At 67.8% G+C, this 24,758-nt stretch carries 23 protein-coding genes; 18 read left to right on the top strand and 5 right to left on the bottom strand.

Features of this window, described 5'->3' with window-relative positions:
• Positions 1-15 precede the first annotated feature (15 nt).
• Positions 16-636, bottom strand: a complete 621-nt coding sequence (gene yczE / locus VA603_RS04865) for a membrane protein YczE (protein ID WP_323438101.1) — start codon at positions 634-636, stop codon at positions 16-18.
• A gap of 101 nt (positions 637-737) precedes the next feature.
• A complete protein-coding gene (locus tag VA603_RS04860; protein WP_323438100.1) occupies positions 738-1,763 on the bottom strand; it encodes a zinc-binding alcohol dehydrogenase family protein in 1,026 nt (341 codons plus the stop codon).
• A gap of 383 nt (positions 1,764-2,146) precedes the next feature.
• Here VA603_RS04860 and VA603_RS04855 point away from each other — a divergent pair, with 383 nt between their 5' ends.
• The 4 genes from VA603_RS04855 (at position 2,147) to VA603_RS04840 (ending at position 5,147) form a co-directional block, all read left to right on the top strand.
• Positions 2,147-3,250, top strand: coding sequence for an OmpA family protein (locus tag VA603_RS04855; protein ID WP_132862536.1), 1,104 nt, complete (start codon positions 2,147-2,149; stop codon positions 3,248-3,250).
• Positions 3,251-3,431: 181 nt separating this feature from the next.
• Positions 3,432-3,935 carry a hypothetical protein gene (locus VA603_RS04850; RefSeq protein ID WP_132862537.1) on the top strand — a complete coding sequence of 168 codons (504 nt, stop codon included), beginning with the start codon at positions 3,432-3,434 and terminating at the stop codon, positions 3,933-3,935.
• Between the two features lie 27 nt (positions 3,936-3,962).
• On the top strand, positions 3,963-4,775 hold the full coding sequence (locus VA603_RS04845; RefSeq protein WP_323438099.1) for a pseudouridine synthase: 813 nt from the start codon (positions 3,963-3,965) through the stop codon (positions 4,773-4,775).
• An 84-nt stretch (positions 4,776-4,859) separates the two neighbouring features.
• Positions 4,860-5,147 carry a hypothetical protein gene (locus VA603_RS04840; RefSeq protein WP_132862539.1) on the top strand — a complete coding sequence of 96 codons (288 nt, stop codon included), beginning with the start codon at positions 4,860-4,862 and terminating at the stop codon, positions 5,145-5,147.
• A 148-nt stretch (positions 5,148-5,295) separates the two neighbouring features.
• Here the strand turns inward: VA603_RS04840 and kbl are convergent, their stop codons facing one another.
• On the bottom strand, positions 5,296-6,510 hold the full coding sequence (gene kbl / locus VA603_RS04835; RefSeq protein ID WP_132862540.1) for a glycine C-acetyltransferase: 1,215 nt from the start codon (positions 6,508-6,510) through the stop codon (positions 5,296-5,298).
• A 65-nt stretch (positions 6,511-6,575) separates the two neighbouring features.
• Here kbl and VA603_RS04830 point away from each other — a divergent pair, with 65 nt between their 5' ends.
• The 6 genes from VA603_RS04830 (at position 6,576) to VA603_RS04805 (ending at position 12,860) form a co-directional block, all read left to right on the top strand.
• Entirely contained in the window at positions 6,576-8,102 is a 1,527-nt protein-coding gene (locus tag VA603_RS04830) for an OprO/OprP family phosphate-selective porin (RefSeq protein ID WP_323438098.1), read from the top strand.
• A gap of 12 nt (positions 8,103-8,114) precedes the next feature.
• A complete protein-coding gene (locus VA603_RS04825; protein ID WP_323438097.1) occupies positions 8,115-9,137 on the top strand; it encodes a sulfate ABC transporter substrate-binding protein in 1,023 nt (340 codons plus the stop codon).
• A gap of 24 nt (positions 9,138-9,161) precedes the next feature.
• Complete coding sequence (gene cysT, locus VA603_RS04820; RefSeq protein WP_323438121.1) at positions 9,162-9,998, top strand: sulfate ABC transporter permease subunit CysT; 837 nt, start codon at positions 9,162-9,164, stop codon at positions 9,996-9,998.
• A 17-nt stretch (positions 9,999-10,015) separates the two neighbouring features.
• Positions 10,016-10,936: a sulfate ABC transporter permease subunit CysW gene (gene cysW, locus VA603_RS04815; RefSeq protein ID WP_425603662.1), complete on the top strand. Its 921-nt coding sequence runs from the start codon at positions 10,016-10,018 to the stop codon at positions 10,934-10,936.
• 9 nt (positions 10,937-10,945) lie between these two features.
• A complete protein-coding gene (locus VA603_RS04810; RefSeq protein WP_323438096.1) occupies positions 10,946-11,989 on the top strand; it encodes a sulfate/molybdate ABC transporter ATP-binding protein in 1,044 nt (347 codons plus the stop codon).
• A 118-nt stretch (positions 11,990-12,107) separates the two neighbouring features.
• A complete protein-coding gene (locus VA603_RS04805) occupies positions 12,108-12,860 on the top strand; it encodes a TorF family putative porin (protein ID WP_132862544.1) in 753 nt (250 codons plus the stop codon).
• Between the two features lie 202 nt (positions 12,861-13,062).
• On the opposite strand, the gene tdh is transcribed toward VA603_RS04805, so the two are convergent.
• Entirely contained in the window at positions 13,063-14,097 is a 1,035-nt protein-coding gene (gene tdh / locus VA603_RS04800; protein ID WP_165931098.1) for an L-threonine 3-dehydrogenase, read from the bottom strand.
• Positions 14,098-14,233: 136 nt separating this feature from the next.
• Here tdh and VA603_RS04795 point away from each other — a divergent pair, with 136 nt between their 5' ends.
• Complete coding sequence (locus VA603_RS04795; protein WP_323438095.1) at positions 14,234-16,399, top strand: S46 family peptidase; 2,166 nt, start codon at positions 14,234-14,236, stop codon at positions 16,397-16,399.
• Positions 16,400-16,493: 94 nt separating this feature from the next.
• On the opposite strand, the gene VA603_RS04790 is transcribed toward VA603_RS04795, so the two are convergent.
• Positions 16,494-17,351 carry a type II toxin-antitoxin system RelE/ParE family toxin gene (locus tag VA603_RS04790; protein WP_323438094.1) on the bottom strand — a complete coding sequence of 286 codons (858 nt, stop codon included), beginning with the start codon at positions 17,349-17,351 and terminating at the stop codon, positions 16,494-16,496.
• A gap of 258 nt (positions 17,352-17,609) precedes the next feature.
• Here VA603_RS04790 and VA603_RS04785 point away from each other — a divergent pair, with 258 nt between their 5' ends.
• From VA603_RS04785 to VA603_RS04755, 7 genes are all read left to right on the top strand, one after another.
• Positions 17,610-18,254, top strand: a complete 645-nt coding sequence (locus tag VA603_RS04785; protein ID WP_132862547.1) for a histidine phosphatase family protein — start codon at positions 17,610-17,612, stop codon at positions 18,252-18,254.
• Between the two features lie 232 nt (positions 18,255-18,486).
• Complete coding sequence (gene folC, locus VA603_RS04780) at positions 18,487-19,761, top strand: bifunctional tetrahydrofolate synthase/dihydrofolate synthase (protein WP_323438093.1); 1,275 nt, start codon at positions 18,487-18,489, stop codon at positions 19,759-19,761.
• A 66-nt stretch (positions 19,762-19,827) separates the two neighbouring features.
• Positions 19,828-20,829: an SPOR domain-containing protein gene (locus VA603_RS04775; protein ID WP_323438092.1), complete on the top strand. Its 1,002-nt coding sequence runs from the start codon at positions 19,828-19,830 to the stop codon at positions 20,827-20,829.
• A gap of 57 nt (positions 20,830-20,886) precedes the next feature.
• On the top strand, positions 20,887-21,600 hold the full coding sequence (locus VA603_RS04770) for a CvpA family protein (protein ID WP_323438091.1): 714 nt from the start codon (positions 20,887-20,889) through the stop codon (positions 21,598-21,600).
• 33 nt (positions 21,601-21,633) lie between these two features.
• On the top strand, positions 21,634-23,100 hold the full coding sequence (gene purF, locus VA603_RS04765; protein WP_323438090.1) for an amidophosphoribosyltransferase: 1,467 nt from the start codon (positions 21,634-21,636) through the stop codon (positions 23,098-23,100).
• Between the two features lie 120 nt (positions 23,101-23,220).
• Positions 23,221-24,045, top strand: coding sequence for a ferritin-like domain-containing protein (locus tag VA603_RS04760; RefSeq protein WP_243694069.1), 825 nt, complete (start codon positions 23,221-23,223; stop codon positions 24,043-24,045).
• 179 nt (positions 24,046-24,224) lie between these two features.
• Complete coding sequence (locus tag VA603_RS04755; RefSeq protein WP_323438089.1) at positions 24,225-24,659, top strand: COG3650 family protein; 435 nt, start codon at positions 24,225-24,227, stop codon at positions 24,657-24,659.
• Positions 24,660-24,758: the final 99 nt, after the last annotated feature.

Here is a 24,758-nt window from a genome sequence, read left to right as displayed (position 1 = left end):
GCCGCGCGAACGGGCTCAGGCCCGGCGGCCGTCCGCGGCAGGGGACAGCGTGCGCTGGCGATCGAACAGCGGCAGGGTCAGCCCGCACAGGGGGCCGATGAACACGGCGAAGGCCAGCGTGCCCCAGCCGACGTTGCCGCCCAGCCACCACCCCAGCAGCAGCGCGCTGGCTTCGATCAGGGTGCGCACTTTCCAGATCGGCCAGCCGGTACGTGCATGCAACCCGGTCATCAGGCCGTCGCGCGGGCCCGGACCGAATCGGGCGCCGATGTAGAGGCCGGTGGCCAGCGCCATCAGCAGCAGGCCGGCGGCGAACAGCAGGACCTGCCAGACCAGGCCACTGGCCGGCGGCAGCAGGTTCAGGCCGAGCTGCGCGCTGGGGCCGATCAGCAGCACGTTGAGTACCGTGCCCAGCCCGGGGCGTTGGCGCAGCGGCAGCCACATCAGCAGCACCGCCACGCCGATCAGGTTGGTGACCCAGCCGAACGACAGCCCGCTGCGCAGGGAAACGCCCTGGCTGAGCACGTCCCACGGGGCGATGCCGATGCTGGCAAGGATCATCAGTGCAGAGGCGATGCCGAACAGGAACAGCCCGAGCAGCAGTTGCAGCAGGCGGGGAAAGAACAGGCGGGGCATGGACGTCGACCAGTGGCGGGCCGCCGCGCGTGCGACGGCCCTGCAGGAGGGGAGGCGGCATCGTCCGGCGACGCCGCCTGGCAGGCTGCAACGCGGCGGGGTCAGTCCCAGCCTTCCAGCGCCAGTTTGCCGATGGTGCGGCCGGACTCGAGCTGCTGGTGCGCCTGGCGCAGGTTCCGGGCGTTGATGCTGCCGAGCCGCCCGGTCAGCGTGGTGCGCAGCTCGCCGGCATCGATCAGGCTGGCAGCGCGGGTCAGGATGCGGTGCTGCTCGATCATGTCGGCGGTGCGGAAGCGGGCACGGGCGAACATCATTTCCCAGTGGATGCCGATGCACTTGGCCTTGTAGGGGTCGCCGATGCGCAACGCGCCGGACGGCTCGACGATCAGGCCGACATGACCCTGCGGCGCCAGCAGCTCGCCGAGCTGCTGCCAGTACAGGTCGGTGTCGGCCAGGTTCAGTGCCGCGTCCACCTGGGTGATGCCCAGTGCCTGCAGTTGCGGGGCCAGCGGCTGGCGATGGTCGATGACGTGTTCGGCCCCCATCAGCCGGCACCACTGCACGCTGGCCTCGCGCGAGGCGGTCGCCACCACGGTGAAGCCGGCATGCCGGCCCAGCTGGATCGCGATCGAGCCGACGCCGCCGGCACCGGCGATCACCAGCAGGGTCCTGCCGGCATTGCGGCGGCCATCCAGCTGGAACGGCATGCGCTGGAACAGCAGCTCCCAGGCGGTCAGGGTGGTCAGCGGCAGCGCGGCGGCTTCGGCGAAGTCCAGCGTGGTGGGTTTGCGCCCGACCAGGCGTTCGTCCACCAGCTGCAGTTGCGCGTCGCAGCCGGGGCGGGTCACGTCACCGGCGTAGTACACCTCGTCGCCGACCTCGAACGCGGTGACCTCCGGGCCGACCGCCACCACCGTGCCGGCGGCGTCGAAGCCCAGGATGCGGGCCGGGCTTTCCTCACCGGCCTTGGGCGCGCGCAGCTTGGTATCCACCGGATTGACCGATACCGCCTGTACCTGGACCAGGATGTCATGTCCCTGCGGGCTGGCAGGCGGGTCCACGGACAGGTCCTGCAGCGAATCGGGATCTTCGATGGGCAGGTAACGGGTCAGGCCGATCGCTTTCATGCGGGAAAGTTCCGTTGCAGGGGGGATCGCCGGATCATACTCAGCAAACGGTTCAGCTGGCGGTAACTGCGACGGCATCCCAGTATTTTCACGGGCTTAACGGACGAAATTGACCGCATTGCAGCAAAAAGCCGGGAAACCCTGCTGTGTCAGGCTCTTGCACGGGTTGATGAAGCTGTATACGGTGCGCTCAGCCGGACACGTAGAGGTCTGGTGGTCGCGCAATTTGTTATATGACCGTTAACATCGCCTTCACGGCCCAGCGCATAATGTGCACCGCGATGGCGTGCGGAAACGGCCGTCTCTGAACGCGACGAACGATATCGCTGTGCTGGACCATGCCTCTACCGGTTTCATACCCCCGAAACAAGGAGCTGTATTTCATGAACAAGAAGATCCTTACCGCCGCACTGCTCGGTGGTCTGGCTTTCGCCCAGGCCGCTTCGGCCCAGGAATTCGACGACCGCTGGTACCTGACCGGTTCGGCCGGCTTCAACTTCCAGGACGGCGATCGCGGCACCAACGACGCCCCGTTCGCCACGCTGGGCCTGGGTAAGTTCATCAGCCCGAACTGGTCGCTGGACGGTGAGCTGAACTACCAGAACCCGAACTTCGACGAAAACCAGAACAAGAACTGGTCGCAGTACGGCATTTCGCTGGACCTGCGTCGCCACTTCATCCAGGAAGGCCGTGGCTGGAACCCGTACCTGCTGGCAGGCCTGGGCTACCAGAAGTCTGAAGAAGAGTACCTGACCCAGGCCGGCAACCTGCTGGACCGCAAGGACGGCAACCTGGCCGCCAAGGTCGGCGTCGGTCTGCAGACCACCTTCGAAAAGCGTGTTGCCGTTCGTGCCGAACTGGCCTACCGCGCTGACTTCGACGACAAGAGCATCGCTCCGTCGCTGGCTGGCGACGACCAGGATTGGTTCGGCGACGTGCTGGCTTCGGTCGGCGTCGTGATCCCGCTGGGCCCGGCCCCGGTTGCCGCTGTTGCTCCGGCCCCGGCTCCGGTCGCCCCGAGCTGCGCTGACCTGGATGACGACGGTGACGGCGTCAACAACTGCGACGACAAGTGCCCGAACTCGCAGCCGGGTCAGACCATCGGTCCGGACGGTTGCCCGGTGCCGGTCTCCATCGACCTGAAGGGCGTGAACTTCGACTTCGACAAGGCCACCCTGCGTCCGGACGCTGTTGCGATCCTGAGCGAGGCCACCGAGATCCTGAAGCGTTACCCGGATCTGCGCGTTGAAGTTGCCGGTCACACCGACTCGAAGGGTACCGACGCTTACAACCAGAAGCTGTCCGAGCGCCGCGCCAAGGCCGTGTACGACTACCTGACCACCAACGGTGTGTCGGCTTCGCGTCTGCAGGGCCCGATCGGCTACGGCGAGAGCCGTCCGATTGCTCCGAACACCAATGCTGATGGTTCGGACAACCCGGAAGGTCGCGCCAAGAACCGCCGCACCGAGCTGAACGTCCAGAACTGATCGGACGCTTCACTTGATGCAATGCAAGGCCCGGCGAAAGCCGGGCCTTGTTTTTTTTGCGCCGGCACCGTGCATGGCATGACGTGGATCGCAGTCAGCCGCAGACAGCTGCACGTAGCGGTTGAAAGCGATGCGGGGGCTGCCTACACTCGCCGCGTTCTCTTCGCTAATGGAATTGCTGATGCTGCGTATCGCCCTGGCTGGTCTCGTCGTGCTGGCCGCTGTGCCGGCCGCCCACGCAGCAGTGGATTGCTCGGCGCCGTCGATGCAGCCTGCTCCGCTGCCGGCCACGGTGATCGCCCCGGTTGCCTCGGAGCTTTACGTGCGCCCGGGCCAGCTGGGCATGCCGTCCGGCGTGCTGAGTTCGGCCGGTGGCGAGGAGCAGTCGCTGGACCGCGTGCTGATGCGCCTGCGCGTGGAAAGCTGCAACAACGTCGCCAGCGCGATCCCGGCCCGCCCGGCGATCAATGCCAATGACCCGGCCGCCTACAAGCCGCAGACCGAGTTCGACAACACGCCGTGGCGCTTTGACATGAGCCAGAACGGCAAGCGCATGACCGCCGAGGAGTTCGATGCCTGGATGAAGGCGCGCGGCGTGCGCGTGGTCAAGGCGCGCCCGGCCCCGGATGCGGCCACCACCGCCGAGGCGGCACCGGCAGCGCAGCCGGCCACCGAAACCAAGTAAGGACGAAGGCGCCGTGCGCCGCTGCTGATGCGTCCGCGCAAGCCCACGTCTTCCCCGAACGCCCGCCCGGCCAAGCCAGGCGGGCGTTTGCATTCGGCCAAGGGCGCCGCGGCGACGGAGGTGCGGCACGGACTGGCGCGGGTGCTGTCCAAGGCCGGGGTGTGCTCGCGCAGCGAAGCGGCCCGGCGCGTGCTGGAGGGGCGGGTCAGTGTGGATGGGCGCCTGGTGCGCGACCCGGAGTTCCCCGTGGTTGCCGGACGCCACGTGGTGCTGCTCGATGGCCAGCCGCTGGTGGCGGAAAGGCGCCTCTACATCGCCCTGAACAAGCCGCGCGGCCTGGTGACCACGGTGCAGGACGAGCAGGGCAGGCAGACGGTCTACCAGTGCTTCGACGGGGCGGGCTTGCCGTGGTTGGCGCCGGTCGGGCGCTTGGACAAGGCCAGCGAAGGGCTGCTGTTCTTCAGCAATGACCCGGAGTGGGCCGCGCGCCTGACCGATCCGGCGACGGGGCCGTTGAAGACCTATCGCGTGCAGATCGACGGCGTGCCGGATGCGGCGCAGCTGGCACGCATGCACGAAGGGATCGACGATGCCGGTGAACACCTTGCCGCGCATTCGGTGCAGGTGCTGCAGCAGGGCGGACGCAACGCCTGGCTGGAAGTGGTGCTCGACGAAGGCCGCAACCGGCATATCCGCCGGCTGCTCAAGGTGCTGGGCTTCGACGTGCTGCGGTTGATGCGGGTGGCGATCGGCCCGGTGCAGCTGGGGACGCTGGGCAAGGGGCAGTGGCGGGAACTGGATGCCGCGGAGCTGAATGCGCTACGCGCGTCTGGCGACTGATTTATTCCATAAAATTCAGTGAAATAGCTGGATTTGTTGCAGTGATGGATTAGACTGGCCCTCGGTTTTCCAGAGGTGATGGTCATGCAAGCTCTTATCCGCGTATCCGGAGTGTCGGTGTTGATGGGTTCGTTGGCGGCGATGGTGGGTTGCGCGTCGTCGGGCAAGCCGGTGGCACAGGTCGAGGAAAAGCCGATCACGGTGACCGTGCAGGAACCGACCGCCGAGAAAGATGCCTTGGGCAATTACCGGTTCCTGATGCAGCAGGGTGAGAACAGGATGAGCGCCGACCAGTTCGACGCCTGGATGAAGGCCAACGGCATCCGTGTGGCCAAGGGCGCGCCAGCGGCGGACGCGGCGGCCAAGAACTGATGCAGGTGAGGGCCTGGTGTGATGGGCCAGGCCTGGCAGGCGATGCCCGGGCAAATCGGCAAGGCTCCAGCGGAACCCGGCGCCGCGCCAGCAGAAAAAAAACAGGCGCCCTGGGGCGCCTGTTTTCGTTTGTCGCGGTGGGGCTGGATCAACCCTTGATCACGCCCAGTTCCTTGCCGATGCGGGTGAAGGCATCGATCGCGCGATCCAGGTGGGCACGGCTGTGCGCGGCGCTGATCTGGGTGCGGATGCGCGCCTGGCCCTTCGGCACCACCGGGAAGAAGAAGCCGATCGCGTAGATGCCTTCTTCCAGCAGGCGCTGCGCGAACTTCTGCGCCAGCGGCGCGTCGTACAGCATCACCGGGCTGATCGGATGCACGCCCGGCTTCACGTCGAAACCGGCGGCGGTCATCCTTTCGCGGAAATACGCGGTGTTCTCGCGCAGGGTGGCACGCAGGTCGTCGGCGGCGGCCAGCATCTGGAAGGCCTTGATGCCGGCGGCCACCACGTGCGGTGGCAGCGAGTTGGAGAACAGGTACGGACGCGAGCGCTGGCGCAGCAGTTCGACCACTTCGGCGCTGGCGCAGGTGAAGCCACCCAATGCACCGCCCATGGCCTTGCCGAGGGTGCCGGTGATGATGTCGATCTTGTCGAGCACGCCCTTCACCTCGGCCGAGCCACGGCCGGTGTCGCCGAGGAAGCCGGTGGCGTGGCATTCGTCGATGTGCACCAGCGCGTTGTACTTCCTGGCCAGCGCGGTGATTTCGTCCAGCGGCGCGATGAAGCCGTCCATCGAGAACACGCCGTCGGTGGTGATCAGCTTGGTCTTGCAACCCGCAGCGTCGGCGGCCTGCAGCTGGGCTTCCAGGTCGGCCATGTCGCAGTTGGCGTAGCGGAAGCGCTTGGCCTTGCACAGGCGCACGCCGTCGATGATCGAGGCGTGGTTGAGCGCGTCGGAGATGATCGCGTCGTTCTCGCCCAGCAGCGGTTCGAACAGGCCGCCGTTGGCGTCGAAGCAGGCGGCGTAGAGGATGGTGTCGTCCTTGCCGAAGAACTCGGCGATCTGCTTCTCCAGCTGCTTGTGCAGGTCCTGGGTGCCGCAGATGAAGCGCACCGAGGCCATGCCGAAGCCGTGCGTGTCCAGCGCATCCTTGGCCGCCTGGATCAGGTCCGGGTGGTCGGCCAGGCCCAGGTAGTTGTTGGCGCAGAAGTTCAACACGCTGCGGCCGTCGTCCAGGGTGATTTCGGCCGACTGCGGGCTGGTGATGATGCGTTCGGACTTGAACAGCCCCTGCGCGCGGATGGTGTCCAGTTCCTCGGCGTAGTGCCGGGTGAGCGGGGAAGTGTTCGCGGTTGCGGTCATGGCAGGGTCTTGCGGCGGAAAGGAACGCCGATTTTACTGGCACGGGGGTGAGCGCGGCGGGCGTCATGCGCGATGGCTATAAGCGCCGCGCCGGAAGTCATTTCTCCCCGGACGTGTGCGCCCGCAGCATCAGCAGCCTGCCCAATGCCCGCCAGGAGCCGTCGATGACCGCGCCACGCCCCCTGTTCACGCTGCCGACCAGGAAGCTGTTGTCCCTCAGCCTGGCCCTGGCGGTGTGTGGGGCCTGGTCATCGGCACAGGCGCAGCAGTTGACGGTCGAGCAGCTGCAGCAGCGTCTGGAGCGTCTGGAGCGTCTGGCCGGGGTGTCCGACGACACGCCGGCCGAAGGTGCCGGTCTGGCCGATCTGGACCAGCGTCTGCGCATCATCGAGCGCCGTCTGGAGCTGCAGGAAGAGGAGCGCGTGGCCGCAGCCACGGCGGCGCCCAAGATCACCGTTGATCAGAAGGGGGCGTCGTTCAAGTCCGGCGACGGCAACTACGAGCTGAAGCTGCGCGGCCTGTTGCAGGGTGATGCCCGCGTGTTCGTCGGTGACAGCCGCCAGAACGACACCTTCCTGCTGCGCACCGCACGACCGACCTTGGAAGGTTCGCTGGGCAAGCTGGTGGCTTATCGCTTCACCCCGGAGTTCGCCGGAGACAGCGCCACCATCGTGGATGCCTATGCGGATCTGCGGTTCGATCCGGCCTACACGTTGCGGGTGGGCAAGTTCACCTCACCGGTCGGGCTGGAACGCCTGCAGTCGTCGGCCGCGTTGGTGGACGTCGAGCGGGCGCTGGTCAGCGAGCTGGCGCCCAACCGTGACCTGGGCGTGCAGCTGCAGGGTGAGCTGGGCAAGGGCCGCTTCAGTTACGCGGTGGGCGTGTTCAACGGCACGGTCGATGGCCGTGATGCGGTGACCAGCAACCCGGACGATGATTTCGAGTATGCCGGCCGCGTGTTCTTCGAGCCGCTCAAGGGCACGGACAGCACGTGGTCAGGACTGGGCTTCGGCCTGGGGGCCAGCGCCGGGCAGAAGCATGGCAGTGGCAACAACTTCCTGCCGCGCTACCGCTCGCCCGGCCAGGCGACGTTCTTCAACTACCGCAGCGCGGTGATCGCCGACGGCGACACGCTGCGCTGGTCGCCGCAGGGGTGGTTCTACCGCAATGGCTTCGGCCTGCAGGCCGAGTACATCGTCTCGCGGCAGGAAGTGGCGCGGGATGCACGGCGCATGGCGTTGGAACACCGCGCCTGGCAGGCCACGGCCAGCTACGTGCTGAGCGGCGAGGACGCCAGCTACCGCGGAGTGACACCGTCGCGCCCGTTTGGCGTCAACGGCGGACTGGGTGCGTTCGAGCTCACCGCGCGCTATGGCGAACTGGAGATCGACGAGGCGGCATTCCCGTTCTACGCCGATCCGGCTACCTCGGCCTCGCACATCCGCGCGTGGACGGTGGGGGCGAACTGGTACCTGACGCCGAACCTCAAGCTGGCCACCAACTACCTGCAGAGCCGCTTCGATGCCACTGCCGGCGCCGCACGGCTGCCGGATGAGAAAGCCGTTTTCTCGCGCCTGCAAGTTTCCTTCTGACGGAGAGCCTTCGTGAAGCATTCCTTCCTCCCCCGCATCGGCGTGGCCACGCTGGCCCTGCTGTTGACCCTCGGAGCCGGCACCGCCGTCGCGCGTGACGTGCAGTTGCTCAACGTTTCCTACGACCCCACCCGCGAGCTGTACCGTGATTTCAACGCCGCCTTCGCCAAGCACTGGAAGGAAACCAAGGGCGACACCGTCAGCATCGAAACCTCACATGGCGGCTCGGGCAAGCAGGCGCGTGCGGTGATCGATGGCATCGAGGCCGACGTGGTGACGCTGGCCCTGGCCTATGACGTCGATGCGATCGCCGAAAAGGCCAAGTTGCTGCCGGCGAACTGGGAAAGCCGGCTGCCGGACAACAGCGCGCCGTACACCTCCACGATCGTGTTCCTGGTGCGCAAGGGCAATCCGAAGGGCATCCGCGATTGGCCGGACCTGCTGCGCAGCGGCGTGTCGGTGGTGACGCCGAACCCGAAGACCTCCGGCGGCGCGCGCTGGAACTACCTGGCCGCGTGGGCCTATGCCGACCATATCTTCAAGGGCGACCGCGACAAGGTGCTGAACTACATGCGCGCGTTGTTCCGCAACGTGCCGGTGCTCGATACCGGCGCGCGCGGCGCGACCACCACGTTCGTGCAGCGCGGCATCGGCGACGTGCTGCTGGCCTGGGAGAACGAGGCCTTCCTGGCGCAGGAAGAACTGGGCCCGGACAAGTTCGAGATCGTGGTGCCGCGCCAGTCGATCCTGGCCGAACCGTCGGTGGCGCTGGTGGACCGCAACGTCGACCGCCATGGCACCCGCGAGGTGGCGCAGGCCTACCTGCAGTACCTGTACTCGCCGGAAGGGCAGCGCATCGCCGCCCGCCATTACTACCGGCCGCGCAACCCGCAGTACGCCGCGCCGGCCGACATCGCGCGCTTCCCGCAGGTGCAGCTGGTCACCATCCGCCAGGCGTTCGGCTCCTGGGAACGGGCACAGGCCGAGCACTTCGCCGACGGTGGCCTGTTCGACCAGATCCAGGCGAGCAAGTAAGCGGTGGCCGCAAGCGCTGAAGCACTGCCGCCGCGCGTGCGGCGCCCACGCCGGGTCCTGCCCGGCTTTGGCCTTGGGATGGGCGTGACGCTGTTCTGGCTGGGCCTGATCGTGCTGATCCCGTTGGCCGGCGTGTTCCTCAAGGCCTCCGGACTGGGGCTGGCCGGGATCTGGCAGATCTGGACCGAGCCACGCGTGCTGGCCGCGCTGCGCCTGAGCTTCGGCACGGCCTTTGCCGCCGCTGCGTTCAACACGGTGATGGGGACATGGGTGGCGTGGGTGTTCGTGCGCTATTCGTTCCCGGGCCGGCGCGTGTTCGACGCGATGATCGACCTGCCTTTCGCATTGCCGACCGCGGTGGCCGGCATCGCTCTGACCGCCTTGTACGGCGGCCAGGGCTGGGTGGGCCAATGGCTGGAACCGCTGGGCCTGAAGGTCGCCTACACGCCGCTGGGCATCGTCGTGGCTCTGGTGTTCGTCGGCCTGCCGTTCGTGGTGCGGATCGTGCAGCCGGTGCTGGCCGAGGCCGAGCGCGAGCTGGAAGAGGCGTCGGCGACCTTGGGTGCCTCGCGCCTGCAGACCATCACGCGGGTGGTGGTGCCGACATTGTGGCCGGCGATGCTGACCGGGTTCGCGCTGGCCTTCGCACGCGGCGTGGGCGAGTACGGCTCGGTGATCTTCATCGCCGGCAACCTGCCCAACCGTACCGAGATCGCGCCGCTGCTGATCACCATCCGCCTGGAAGAGTTTGATTACGCCGGCGCCACCGCGATTGCCGGGGCGATGCTGTTGCTGTCCTTCGTGGTGCTGTTGCTGGTCAACAGCCTGCAGGCCTGGCTGCAACGGCGGGGCACGCGATGAACGAACAGGTCCTGGAGTTGCCGGTGCAGGTGGAGCAGGGTGAAAAGGTGCGTGCGCGGCAGCAGGTGACCAGCGAGCCGCGCGGGGTGCAGGTGCTGTTGATCCTCGGTGCGCTGGGGTTCCTGCTGTCGTTCCTGTTGTTGCCGCTGCTGCTGGTGTTCGTCGAAGCGCTGCGCGGCGGCGTGCAGGCCTTCTGGGTAGCGATCAGTGAGCCTGATGCCTTGTCCGCGGTGAAGCTGACCTTGCTGGTCACCGCGATCGTGGTGCCGTTGAACCTCGTGTTCGGCGTGGCGGCGGCGTGGGTGGTCAGCAAGCACAGCTTCCCGGGCAAGCGGTGGCTGGTGACGTTGATCGACCTGCCGTTCTCGGTGTCGCCGGTGGTGGCGGGGCTGGTGTTCATCCTGCTGTTCGGGCGCGATGGCTGGTTCTGGCCGTTGATCGAGGACGGCCTGCGACTGCACCTGCCGGTGCTGGGCGACACGCTGTTGCAGCTGCCACGCATCGTGTTCGCCATCCCCGGCATCGTGCTGGCCACGGTGTTCGTGACCTTCCCGTTCATCGCCCGCGAACTGATGCCGCTGATGGAGCAGCAGGGCAGCGACGAGGAACTGGCCGCGTTGACGCTCGGCGCCAACGCCTGGCAGATGTTCTGGAAGGTGACCCTGCCCAACATCCGCTGGGGCCTGCTGTACGGCGTGCTGTTGTGCAGCGCGCGGGCGATGGGTGAGTTCGGCGCGGTGTCGGTGGTGTCCGGCCACATCCGCGGGCGCACCAACACGCTGCCGCTGCACGTGGAGATCCTCTACAACGAGTACGCCTACAGCGCGGCATTTGCCTGCGCTTCGCTGCTGGCGGGCACCGCGTTGCTGACGTTGGTGCTGAAGTCTTACCTGGAATGGCGCCACGGCCAATCGCTGTCCGCCGCGCACCGCCACTGAGGAGTCACGATGAACATCCGCATCCAACACCTGGGCAAGCGTTTCGGTGCGTTTCCGGCACTGGATGGCGTGAGCCTGGACATCCGCAGCGGCGAGCTGCTGGCGCTGCTGGGCCCGTCCGGCTCGGGCAAGACCACGCTGCTGCGCGCGATCGCCGGGTTGGAGCAACCCGAGCAGGGGCAGCTGCTGTTCGATGGCGAGGACGCCACCAACCTGAGCGTGCAGGCACGCCGGGCCGGCTTCGTGTTCCAGCACTACGCGCTGTTCAAGCACCTGGACGTGCGCGGCAACATCGCCTTCGGGCTGGAGGTGCGGCGCGGTGCCGAGCGCTGGCCGAAGGCGCGCATCAACGCGCGGGTGGAGGAACTGCTGTCGCTGGTGCAGCTGGAAGGCTTGGGCGGGCGCTATCCGGCGCAGCTGTCCGGCGGCCAGCGCCAGCGCGTGGCCCTGGCCCGCGCATTGGCCATCGAGCCACGGGTGCTGCTGCTCGATGAGCCGTTCGGCGCGCTGGACGCGCAGGTACGGCGTGACCTGCGCCGTTGGCTGCGCGAGATCCATGATCGCACCGGCCTGACCACCGTGTTCGTCACCCACGACCAGGAAGAAGCACTGGAGCTGGCCGACCGCGTGGCGATCCTCAACCGGGGCCGCATCGAGCAGGTCGGTACGCCCGGCGAGGTCTACGACCGGCCGGCGTCGCCGTTCGTGTATGGCTTCGTCGGCGAGGCCAACCGCTTGCCGGCGCGGTTGCAGGGGCCGGTGCTGGAGGTGGCGGGCGCGCGGTGGCCGCGGACGGCGGCGCTGCCGGATGCCGAGGCGCTGGAGGTCTTCGTGCGGCCGGAGGATCTGGTGGTGGACGCCGAGGGCGACTGGCCCGCCACGGTCGGCTCGGTGCAGCGCAGCGGGCCGCGGCAACGGCTGCGGGCGCAACTGCAGGGAAGCGCGGCGGACGTGGAGGTCGAACTGCCGCCCGGCAGTCCGGCCTATGCCTCCGGGCAGGCCATCCGGTTGGCGGCGCGCCGCTACGGTGTGTTCGCCGCCGAAGGCGGCTGAACAGGGCAGGGGCGTGTGCGTGGGGGCGGTGGATGTTGCATCGCAATATTATTGTGGTTAAAAATTCGTGAACCGGCGCTGCCGCCGGCCGACGCCCCCCCACTGCCTGGAGATCCGCATGATGCACAGCAAGCGCCTTGTCGCCGTAGCCTGCGCCGCCCTGTTGTCCGTTCCGTTCGCCGTCTGCGCCCAGGAGAGCGAGGAGTCGAGCTCCCCGTTCAGCCTTACCTACGGCGTGACCACCGACTACGTGTTCCGTGGCGTGTCGCAGAGCGACAACAGCGCTGCCTTCCAGGCCGGTGCCACCTACACCGCTCCGTTCGGCCTGTATGCCGGCGTGTGGGGCTCCAACGTCGATTTCGGCGAAGGCGGCCCGAACTTCGAAGTCGACTACACCGTCGGCTGGAACAAGGACCTGTCCGACAGCTGGAACCTGGACCTGGGCGTGAACCGCTACACCTACGTCGGTTCGTCTTCCGGCTACGGCAACATCGACTACAACGAATACCTGGCCAAGGTGACCTGGAACGGCCCGGTGACCGTCAGCGGCCTGCTCGGCTATGCCGACGACTACAGCAACAGCGACGCCAAGCAGACCTACAGCGCCGTGGAAGCCAGCTATGACATTGGCGATACCGGCTTCTCGGTCGGCGCCTCGGTGGGCTACACCACCATCAAGGCCAAGGAAAACGAATGGCCGCGCCGCTCGGACTACTACGATGGTTCGGTGTCGGTCTCCAAGGGCTTTGGCCCGGCCACCGCCACCCTGGGCTATTACGACACCTTCGGTTCGGACGCGCCGGCGCTGCGCCGCGAGTCGGATACCTACAAGCCGGGCGTGGTGTTCACCATCGCCGTCGACGTGCCCTGATCCACCTCGGGCCGTGAATGAAAAGGGCGCCGCAAGGCGCCTTTTTCATGGGTGCGGCAGGAGTGGCCCTGGCCGCGAAGCACGCATCACTGGCCTGATGGGCATGGCAGCGATCGGGAGGGGCATCGGCTTCGCGGCCAAGACCGTTACTGCCAAAACGAAAGGCGCCTTGCGGCGCCTTTCGTGTGCATCGCGCTGGCGATCAGTTCCAGCTCAGCACGACCTTGCCGGCCTTGCCCTGTTCCATCAGGTCGAAACCTTCCTGGAAGCGGTCCACCGGCAGCTGGTGGGTCATCACCTTGCCGAGCGGGAAGCCGGACAGCACCAGCTGGGTCATCTTGTACCAGGTCTCGTACATCTTGCGGCCGTAGATGCCCTGCACGGTCAGGCCCTTGAAGATGATCTTGTCCCAGTCGCAGCCGGCGCCCTTGGGCATGATGCCGAGCATGGCGATCTTGCCGCCGTGGTACATGCAGTCGAGCATGTCGTTGAACGCGCGCGGGTTGCCGCTCATTTCCAGGCCCACGTCGAAGCCCTCCATGTGCAGTTCCTTCATCACGTCCTTGAGCGACTGGTTGGCGACGTTGACCACGCGGGTGGCGCCCATGTCGGCGGCCAGCTTCAGGCGGAAATCATTGACGTCGGTGACCACCACGTTGCGCGCGCCGATATGCTTGCAGATGCCGGCGGCGATGATGCCGATCGGGCCGGCACCGGTGATCAGCACGTCCTCGCCGATCACGTCGAATTCCAGCGCGCAGTGCGCGGCGTTGCCGTACGGGTCGAAGAAGGCGGCCAGCTCGGACGGGATCTGGTCCGGGATCGGCCACAGGTTGCTGGCCGGCATCACCATGTATTCGGCGAAGGCGCCGTTGACATTGACGCCGATGCCGACGGTGTTCGGGCACAGGTGCGGGCGGCCGCCACGGCAGTTGCGGCAGTGGCCGCAGACGATGTGGCCCTCGGCCGAGACGCGCTGGCCGATCTCGTAGCCGGTCACGCCCGGGCCGATTTCGGCAATGCGGCCGACGAACTCGTGGCCGATGGTCAGGCCCGGCTTGATGGTGCGCTGACTCCACTCGTCCCACAGGTAGATGTGCAGGTCGGTGCCGCAGATGGCGGTCTTCTCCAGCTTGATCAGCACTTCGTTCGGGCCGGGCGTGGGCACCGGCACCTCTTCCATCCAGATGCCCTTGGTCGCTTCGCGCTTCACCAGCGCCTTCATCGTCTGTGCCATTGCAGGAAAACCGCAGTGTGAAAAAGAGCCGCGATTATATGCCCGACGCCGTAACCGCCCCGTACTGACCGATGGCAGGGGAAGCTGGCGGTTCCAATCGTTACAATCGGCCGTTCCAACCTTTCGGAACTGCCTCATGCGCGTGAATTTGCTTGCGTTTTCCATCGTCGCCGGGCTGGGCATGGCCCAGGCCGCCCAGGCCGCTGAAGGCATGTGGGTGCCGCAGCAGTTGCCGGAGATCGCCGGCCCGCTCAAGCAGGCCGGCCTGAAGCTGGACCCGGAACAGCTGGCCAACCTGACCGGCGACCCGATGGGCGCGGTGGTCGCGCTGGGTGGCTGCACCGCCAGCTTCGTCTCGCCGCAGGGCCTGGTGGTCACCAACCACCACTGCGCCTACGGCTCGATCCAGCTGAATTCGACCGCCGAGAAGAACCTGATCAAGGATGGCTTCAACGCGCCGACCCAGCAGGACGAGCTGAGCGCCGGCCCGAACGCCCGCATCTACGTGCTCGATGACATCACCGACGTCACCGCGCAGGCCAAGGCTGCCATCGCCGGCGCCGGCCGCGACCCGCTCAAGCGCACCGAGGCGCTGGAAGCGCTGGAAAAGCGCCTGATCGCCGAGTGCGAAAGCGACGACGCCTACAGCTGCACCCTGTACAGCTTCTCCGGCGGCAACACCTACCGCCTGTTCAAGAACATGGAAATCAAGGACGTGCGCCTGGCCTATGCGCCCCCGGGCAGCGTCGGCAAGTTCGGTGGCGACATCGACAACTGGATGTGGCCGCGCCACACCGGTGACTTCTCGTTCTACCGCGCCTACGTCGGCAAGGACGGCAAGCCGGCCGCGTTCGCCGTCGACAACGTGCCGTACCAGCCCAAGCATTGGCTGAAGCTGGCCAACCAGCCGCTGGGCGAGGGTGACTTCGTGATGGTGGCCGGCTACCCGGGCCGCACCGACCGCTACGCGCTGGTCAGCGAGTTCGAGAACACCGCCAACTGGACCTACCCAAGCATCGCCAAGGCCTACAAGGAACAGATCGCGATGGTCGAGGCGGCCAGCAAGGACAACCCGGACATCGCGGTGAAGTACGCCGCCAGCATGGCCGGCTGGAACAACACCAGCAAGAACTACGACGGCCAGCTGGACGGCTTCAAGCGCAACAACGTGCTGGCGCACAAGCAGCGCGAGGAAGCGGCGGTGCTGGAATGGCTGCGCGGGCGCGGCGCCGCCGGCCAGCCGGCGGCCGATGCCTACGCCCAGCTGCAGGCACTGGGCCTGCAGTCGCGCGCCAACCAGGCCCGTGACCTCAACCTGGCCATGCTCAACCGCACCGGTACGCTGGGCACCGCCGTGCGCCTGTACCGCCTGGCCATCGAGAAGGCCAAGCCGGACGCGCAGCGCGAAGAGGGCTACCAGGAGCGTGACCTGCCGGCCATCGAAGGTGGCCTGAAGCAGATGGACCGCCGCTACGTGGCGGCGATGGACCGGCAGTTCCAGCAGTACTGGCTGCAGCAGTACGCGCAGTTGCCGGCCAACCAGCACCTGGCCGCATTCGATACGTGGATCGGTGGCACCGACGCCGCTGCGGTCAACGCGACCGTCGCGCGCCTGGACGGCTCCAAGCTGGGCAACCTGGACGAACGCCTGAAGTGGCTCAACGCCGACAAGGCCGCCTTCGAGGCCAGCACCGACCCGGCCATCCAGTACGCGGTGGCGGTGATGCCGGCGCTGCTGGAGATCGAGCACCAGCGCAAGGTGCGTACCGGTGAGGAGCTGGTGGCGCGTCCGCTGTTCCTGCAGGCGATCGCCGACTACAAGAAGAGCCAGGGCGAATTCGTCTACCCGGATGCCAACCTGTCGCTGCGCATCACCTTCGGCAACGTGAAGGGTTACACCGGCCTGGATGGCAAGGTGCAGCCGTCCTTCACCAATGTCGAAGGCGTGGTCGCCAAGGAAACCGGTGCCGATCCGTTCGATTCGCCGAAGGCACTGATCGATGCGGTCAAGGCCAAGCGTTACGGCGGCTTCGAGGATGCCCGCCTGGGCAGCGTGCCGGTGAACTTCCTGTCCGACCTGGACATCACCGGCGGCAACTCCGGCTCGCCGGTGCTCGACGCGCACGGTCGCTTGGTCGGCCTGGCCTTCGACGGCATCTGGGAATCGGTCGCCAGCAACTGGGTGTTCGACCCGGTGATGACCCGCATGATCTCGGTGGACGAGCGCTACATGCGCTGGATCATGCAGGAAGTGGCGCCGGCGCCGCAGCTGCTGAAGGAAATGGACGAAGCGTCGAAGTAAGCGCGCGGCGGTTCGCTTGAATGGAGGCCCGGGCGGGAGACTGCCCGGGCCTTCTGCGTGTGGGGCGGCAGGGCTCCGGCCGCCGTCACCTGCCTCAGCGATACGGCCCGGGGCCACGCCACAGCAGTTCACCGTAGCGGTAGACGTACATCACGATGACGAAGTCGCGTGCGTCGCCGATGTCCTTCAGCTCGGGTGAGCCGGCCGGCACCATGCGGCACTTGCTGGAGCCGCGGCGCAGGGCGACTTCGGCCGGGCAGACCATCAGGTAGGTGGTGCCGGGCAGCGGGATGGAGAGTTCCGTCTTGCCTTGTTCCATCCATGTGCGCAGCTTGGTGTCGCTGATCAGGTCGTAGATGATCTGGTAGCCGCCCACTTCCATGGAGGGCTCGCCGCCGCTGCGGTCGACGCGGTTGCCGGTGCGGTTGCCCATGCCGCTGGAAACCCCGTCTTCCGGGACGGTGGGCTTCTCCACCCAGCCGGGGGGGCGCCCGGTCCAGGTCTGCGGACGGCGTTGCACGCTGTCGGAGGGGGCTTCCGGCGTCGCCGGGGTGGCCTGAGCCTGCGCCTGCACCGGTGCCTGCGTATTGTCCGATTCGGGAGCGCTGGGCGGCTCGATGTAACGGGCCTCGGGCACCGGTTTGCGGTCCTCGCTGCGGCGCTGGGCCAGCGGCTTGGGCTGCGCGCGCGGGGTGGTGCTGGGCTTGGGCTGCGGCGGTTTCTGGGCCGGTCGCGGCGACGGCGGTGCTTCACCGACGAAATCGACCTTGACCCGCCCGCCACCGCCGGAAGCGCCTTGCGGCGAGGAAACCACCGGCGGATTGGAGTGCAGCAGGAGCACCAGCATCAGCAGGTGCAGTTGCAGGCTGATCAGCGCCGCGAACCAGCGATCGCGGCGTTCGTTGCGGAATTCAGCGGGGACGGGAGTCGAAGGTGGGGAAGGGCTGCTCATGCCGCGTCGGGGGCGTGGAGGGTGCTGGCCCTCATGCGACACCGTGGCACCGATAGGGAGCCGTTATCGTACGCGAGGAACAGGCGCGCGACTGTGTCACGCATGTTGTGGTCTGTTGCGGTGATGCGCCGGATCCGGGCGCCGCGGGGGATCCGTATCGAAGGAAACCGTGGGCGGCGTCACCGTCTGCTCGGGCTATGATGCGCCTCCCGCTGCCAGCACCGGGCGGGCCCCACACCCAAGAATGGAACTTGCTGCATGCGCATCCTGCTTGCCCGTCACGGCGAAACGCCGTGGAACGCCGAAGGCCGCTACCAGGGCCAGATCGACATTCCCCTTTCGCCGGTGGGCCAGGCCCAGGCCAAGGCCTTGGGCGAGCGCCTGGCGGATGTGCAGATCACCCGCGCCGTCGCCTCGCCGCTGAGCCGCGCGCAGAGCACGGCCAAGGCCGCGCTGGGCAGCGCCCGCGCGGAGATGTTGCTGACCGAGCCGGACCTGCAGGAAATCGCCCATGGCGAGTGGGAAGGCCTGCTCGCCAGCGAGATCCACGACAAGGATCCGGCCCGCCTGCGCGCCTGGCGCGAGGAGCCGGATACCGTGCTGATGCCGGGCGGCGAATCGCTGCGCCAGGTGCTGGACCGCAGCTGGCGCGGCCTGGCCAAGGCCGCCGAAGGCCTGGGCGAGGACGACACGTTGCTGGTCGTTGCCCATGACGCGGTCAACCGGGTGATCCTGTGCAAGGTGTTGGGCCTGCCGATCGCCAAGCTGTGGACCTTCCGCCAGGCCCCGACCACGTTGAATCTGCTGGAAGGTCCGGACGTGGAGCATCTGGAAGTGGTGCGCCTGAATGATTGCGCGCATCACACCCCGTTCTTCGGCGAGGCCAAGCACCGCGCGCTGTAAAGCCACGTCACCCTGACCCAGCCCGGCACTGCTGCTCTGCCCCCTCCCTTTGCCGCGGGCAAGGGGAGGGCGGGGGAGGGGTGCCTGGGGTGTCATCGGCCATACCCGTGCCGAACGTGGTCCGCACGGCGGGATGGGGGGCATCGGAAAGGCCCGCTGTATCATGGACGCCTTTCCCGCGCGCAACGCGCTGCCGGCCGTCGCGCCGGCCCATGATCCGAGAACGTCCCGCATGTCTTCCGCACGTCCCGCCAAGCTTGGCCAGTGGCTCACCCATATCGAACAGCAGCACCCGCAGTCCATCGCGATGGGGCTGGAGCGCGTGCGCGAGGTCGCCGCACGCATGCAGTTGGGGCAGCCAGGCAAGCGGAGCATCGTGGTCGGCGGGACCAACGGCAAGGGCTCGACCGTGGCCTTCATCGAATCCATCGCCCGAGCCGCCGGCTGGAAGGTGGGGGCCTACACCTCGCCGCACCTGCTGGCCTACAACGAGCGCGTGCGCATCGATGGCGCCGACGTTGACGATGCCACCCTGGTGGCGGGTTTCAACGCGGTCGAGGATGCCCGCGGCGATACCCCGCTGACCTATTTCGAATACGGCACCCTGTGCGCGCTGTGGGTGTTCGCGCAGGCGCAGCTGGATCTGGCCGTGCTGGAAGTCGGCCTGGGCGGGCGCCTGGACGCGGTGAACCTGATCGATGCCGATGTCTCGGTGATCACCACGGTGGACATCGACCACGCCGATTGGCTGGGCACCGACCGCGAGGCCATCGGCGAGGAAAAGGCCGGCATCCTCCGTGGCTGGAAGCCGGTGATCCTGGGAGAGATCGACCCGCCCTCCAGCGTGCTGCGGCGTGCCTACGTGCTGGGCGCCAACGCGATCCGCTTCGGCAGCGACTTCTTCGCCGAGCCGATCGATGCCGAACGCTGGCGCTGGCGTGATGTCTCCTTCCGCATCGAACTGCCGCAGCCGGCGCTGTGGGCACCGATCCAGCGCAACAACGCCGCCACCGCCATCGCCGCGCTGCGCGCGTTGGACAAGCCGGTGCCGCGCGCTGCCTGGGCACAGGGCGTGGCCGGGGCGGCCATCGATGGCCGCCTGCAGCGCTTCCAGCGCAAGGGCGTGGAGGTGCTGGTCGACGTCGGCCACAACCCGCAGGCCGCCGCCGCGCTGGCCGCGGCGTTGAAGTCGCAGCCGGTCGCTGGCCGTACCCTGGCGGTCTATGCCGCGCTGGCCGACAAGGATGCCGAGGGCGTGGTGCAGGCCCTGCAGGCGCAGGTCGATGGCTGGTTCCTGGCCGGGCTGGACGGCGCGCGTGGACAGAGTGCGGCGCAGTTGCAGCAGCGCCTGCAGCAGACCCCGGCAGCGTCGGCGTCCTTGTCCAAGGACGTGGCGACGGCCCTGAATGCGGCATTGGCACAGGCGGCCGAGGGTGACCGGGTGCTGTTGTTCGGTTCGTTCCACACCGTCGCCGACGCCCTCCCATTGCTTCGTTCAGCTGGCTGAGGCCGTGCGCCGGACGCCACGCATATAATCGCCGGGGCATTCCGCCACGCCGCTCGTAAGCCATCTGTGGATACTCCTCTGAAACAGCGACTGATTGGTGCCATCGTTCTGGTGGCTTTGGCCGTGATCTTCCTGCCCATGCTGGTCAAGGGGCCGGCACCGGACAGCGGTGTGCAGGATGTCCCGCTGCAGGCGCCCGAGGCCCCGGCCGCGGGCCAGTTCGAAACCCGTGAGCTGCCGCTGGTCGCACCGAGCGTACCGGCCGGCGGGGCACTGGGCATGCCGGCCACCGCCCCGGAAACCGCTACCGCCCAGGCGCCGGCCACACAGCCGGCCAATGGCCTGCCCGCGGCCGTGGCGGCAGGCAACTACGCGGTCAATTTCGGTGCCTACGCCACCCAGGCCGATGCCGATGCGGTGATCGCGCACCTGAAGAAATCCAACCTGCCGGGCTTCAGCCAGGCCGACACCATCAACGGTCGCCCGGCATGGCGCGTGCGCATCGGGCCGTACGCCGACCGCGCCCAGGCCGAACTGGTGCGACTGGAAGCAGGCAAGGTCCGCAACGACGTCAATGCGCAGGTGGTGGTGCTCAATGCCGCGGCCGAGACCCCGGCGGCACCGAGCACCGCGACCGCGGCGCCTGCGCCGGCCCCGGTGCGCAGCGAGCCGCTGCCGGCCGAGCCGGCACGCCCGGTGGCCGCCACGCCGCGTCCGGAGCCCAAGCCGGAAGCCCCCAAGCCGGCGGCCCCGAAACCCGAGACCCCCAAGCCGGTGGCGACCACCCCGGCGCGTCCTGACGTGCGCACACCGGCCGCCCCGGCCGCCAGCAACGTCGGTTTCGCGGTGCAGCTGGGCGCGTTCTCGCAGCCGACCGAGGCCAATGCGCTGCGTGACCGCGTGCGCGCGGCCGGCTTCAGCGCCTTCGTCGAGCAGGTGCGTACCGACAACGGCACGCTCAACCGCGTCCGGGTCGGGCCGGTGGCCAGCCGCGCCGAGGCCGACCAGCTCAAGGCCCAGGTGGCCGCCAAGGTCGGCATCCCGGGTATGGTCCGTCCGCATCCCTGATGCGAGCGATGACTGCCGTCCCGGCCCATACCGCGCCGGGACCGGACCGGGCCTGCCGTGATTGACCTGATCCTGCTGGCCGTGATCGCCCTGTCGGCCCTGATCGGGCTGATGCGCGGCCTGCTGGCGACCGTGCTGGGCGTGGTGTCCTGGGTTGTCTCGGGCTGGGCGGCGTTCCATTTCGGTGAACAGGTGGCGCGGGCGCTGTCCGGGGGCAGCCAGCCCACCGCCGGCGAGTACGCCGGTGGCTACGTGCTGGCCTTCGTCGGCGCGCTGCTGGCGTTGATGCTGCTGGGCATGGCGCTGCGCGGCCTGGTCGATTCCACGATCCTGCTGAAGTGGCCGGACCGCCTGCTGGGCTTCGGCCTGGGCGTGGTCCGCGGCGTGCTGCTGGCGGTCCTGGTGGTGCTGGTGCTGGGCTTCACCTCGATGCCCGGCAAGCCGGAATGGCAGCAATCGGTGTTGTTGCCGCCGCTGCAGCCGATGGTGGGCTGGCTGCGTGGAAAACTGCCGCAGCCGCCGGACCTGACTGAATTGCCGCACGACGTGCTGATGGACTTGGGCAAGTCGGTGCTGGCAGGCGATAATGCGCGACCGAACGAGACAGACGCGGGCAGCGGACAGCCGCCAGCCGGGCAGCCCGGCGCAGGTGGGTCCGTGGACCCGGCGGGGGCGTTGCCCTCCAACATCGATCCGGCGCAGGTGCGCCCGGGTCACCCCGACTCCACGCGGGACGGGGCACAGGGCCAGGCACGGCCACCTTCACGTTAACCGGGCGCCTGCGCCCAGCGGAGATCGCGCAACATGTGTGGCATCGTCGGAATCGTCGGCAACCAGAACGTCGCCGGGCAGCTTTATGACGGCCTGACCGTCCTCCAGCATCGCGGCCAGGATGCCGCGGGTATCGCCACTGCAAACGGCACCCGCCTGCGCGTGGAAAAGGGCAACGGCCTGGTCCGTGACGTGTTCGACGAGCGTCGCATGGGGCTGCTGCAGGGCCGCATCGGCATCGCCCACGTGCGCTATCCCACCGCCGGCTCGGAAGGCACCGACGAGGCGCAGCCGTTCTACGTCAACTCGCCGTACGGCATCGCGCTGGCGCACAACGGCAACCTGATCAACACCGAGGCACTGCGTCGCCAGGTGTTCGAGGCCGACCGCCGCAACATCAACACCGATTCGGACAGCGAAGTACTGCTGAACGTGTTCGCCTACGAGCTGGACGCGCAGCGCATGCTCACCCCGGAAGCAGCGATCCGCGCCGTGGCCGGCGTGCACCGTCGCTGCAAGGGCGGCTATGCGGTGGTCAGCGTGGTGTTGGGCCTGGGCCTGGTGGCCTTCCGCGACCCGCACGGCATCCGTCCGCTGGTGCTGGGAAAGCGCAGCCACGCCGAAGGCGACGAGTACGTGGTGGCTTCCGAGTCGGTGGCGCTGGACGTGCTCGGCTTCGAGCGCGTGCGCGACGTGGCCCCGGGCGAAGCGGTGGTCATCACCGAACGCGGCGAGCTGTTCACCGAGATCTGCGCGACCAACACGCAGCAGACCCCGTGCATCTTCGAGTACGTGTACTTCGCACGCCCGGATTCGATGATCGACAACGTCTCGGTGCACAAGGCGCGCATGCGCATGGGCCAGAAGCTGGGCGAGAAGATCCTGCGCCTGCGCCCGGACCACGACATCGACACCATCATCCCGATCCCTGACACCTCGCGCGATGCGGCGCTGGAAATCTCCAACGTGCTCGGCGTGAAGTACCGCGAGGGCTTCGTCAAGAACCGTTACGTCGGCCGTACCTTCATCATGCCGGGCCAGGGCGAGCGGGTGAAGTCGGTGCGCCGCAAGCTCAACCCGATCCACCTGGAGTTCCGCAACCGCGTGGTGCTGCTGGTCGACGACTCGATCGTGCGTGGCACCACCAGCCAGCAGATCGTGCAGATGGCGCGCGACGCCGGTGCACGCAAGGTCTACCTGGCCAGCGCCGCACCGCCGGTGCGCCACCCCAACATCTACGGCATCGACATGCCGGCGGTGGAGGAACTGGTCGCCAACCAGCGCAGCGTCGAGCAGATCGAGCAGCACCTGGGCTGCGACTGGCTGGTCTACCAGGACCTGGAAGACCTGGAAGCGGCCGTGCGCGAAGGCAACCCGGAACTGAAGGAGTTCGACTCCTCCTGCTTCAACGGCCACTACGTCACCGGCATCGAGCCGGCCTACTTCGAGCGCATCCAGCAGTTGCGTTCGGACGAAGCCAAGACGCTGCGCCGCGCCTGATGCGCCTGGGCCCCTCTCCCTGCGGGAGAGGGGTTGGGGAGAGGGCAGAACAGAAGCGGCACCATGCGAGCACCCATGAACCCGCAACAAGCACAGCCTGCAGTTGCAGGCACAACATTCCTGCCACCGCCCGAAGCTGCCGGTTTTTCACTGCTCGACGCCGCCTGCATCTGCTTGGCCGCCGCCGACCCGCTAGAGAAAGTCGCGCTCACCCAGCACTACGCCGCGCGTTTTCGCAGCGGCACCCTGAAGCTGCCCGCGCACGCCCCCGATCCCGAGCCGATCCGCATGCCCGGCCGGCCGGCGCAGCTGGTGCTGGTGCATCCGCGTGACCTGCCGCGCCGTGGCCTGGGCTCGGTGGAAGGGCGGGCGGCCTTCATCCATGCCATCGCCCACATCGAACTCAACGCCATCGACCTGGCCTGGGATGCGGTGTATCGCTTCCGCGGGCTGCCCGGCAGCTTCCACGCCGACTGGGTGAGCTGCGCCGATGACGAGTCGCGCCACTTCATGCTGCTGCGCGAGCGCCTGCTGGCGCATGGCCATGACTACGCCGATTTCCCCGCCCACAACGGGCTGTGGGAAATGTGCGAGAAGACCGCGCATGACGGCCTGGCGCGCATGGCCCTGGTGCCGCGCGTGCTCGAGGCGCGCGGCCTGGATGTCACCCCGGCGATGATCACCAAGCTGCGTTCGCTCGGCGACGAGGCCACCGCCGACGTGCTGGAGGTGATCCTGCGCGAGGAAGTGGCGCATGTCGCCGCCGGTTCGCGCTGGTACCGCTGGTACTGCGAACGCGCCGGCGTCGAGCCACGCGCGCGTTTCAAGCAGTTGCTGCGTGAGTACGCCGGTGGCTACCTGCATGGCCCGTTCAACATCGAGGCCCGCCTGCTGGCCGGCTTCGACGAGGACGAGCTGGCCAACCTGGTCGAGCAGGCCGGCTGAGACTGGCGCGCGGACAGGGGAGGGATCCGGTCACCCGCCGGGTGGGAGCATCGCCCGATGAAGCAGGATTTCAGCGCCCGTCCGATTGACGCCAGTCACGTGCCGTCACAGGCTGGGATGCGAAGGTAGCCACCTTCACCGCTGCCCAACCAAGGAGAAAATGGATGAAGCAGGCATACATGGGACTCGTGCTTCTGGCCACGTTGGCCGCTTGCAGCCAGCCGGCGCCGCCGGTGGCTGAAACCCCGGCGCCAGCCCCGGCCCCGGCGGCAGAGCCGGTCGTCGCGGCAAGCACTGACTTCCCGCAGGTGCTGCAGGCATCGGGCACCGAGCCGTTCTGGGGCGTGCGCGTGGAAGGCGGCACGCTGGACTACACCACGCCGGAGACGCAGGACGCGCCGCGTCATTTCGAAGGTGCGCGCAGCCTGGTCGACGGGCTGCTGCAGGTGCAGGGCGGCGAGGGCGACAACGCATTCCGCCTGACCATCGAACGGGCGACCTGTTCGGATGGCATGTCCGACCTCAGCCACCCGTTCACCGCTGAGTTCGTGCTGGGCAAGGACACCTTCAAGGGCTGCGCCCGCGATCCGGCCGTGCCGGTGGAAGCGCCCTGACGCCTGCTGTCACGCCACCTGAGTGATGCTTTGCCCCCTCCCTTTGCCGCAGGCAAGGGGAGGGTTGGGGAGGGGGGCTCTGGACGTGGGCGGCGACGC

It is taken from the genome of Stenotrophomonas capsici, from assembly GCF_034961085.1.
GTDB classification, from domain to species: Bacteria; Pseudomonadota; Gammaproteobacteria; order Xanthomonadales; family Xanthomonadaceae; genus Stenotrophomonas; species Stenotrophomonas capsici.
Note: the sequence above shows the minus strand (reverse complement) of the source record. Positions and strands in the feature narration are given on the sequence as shown.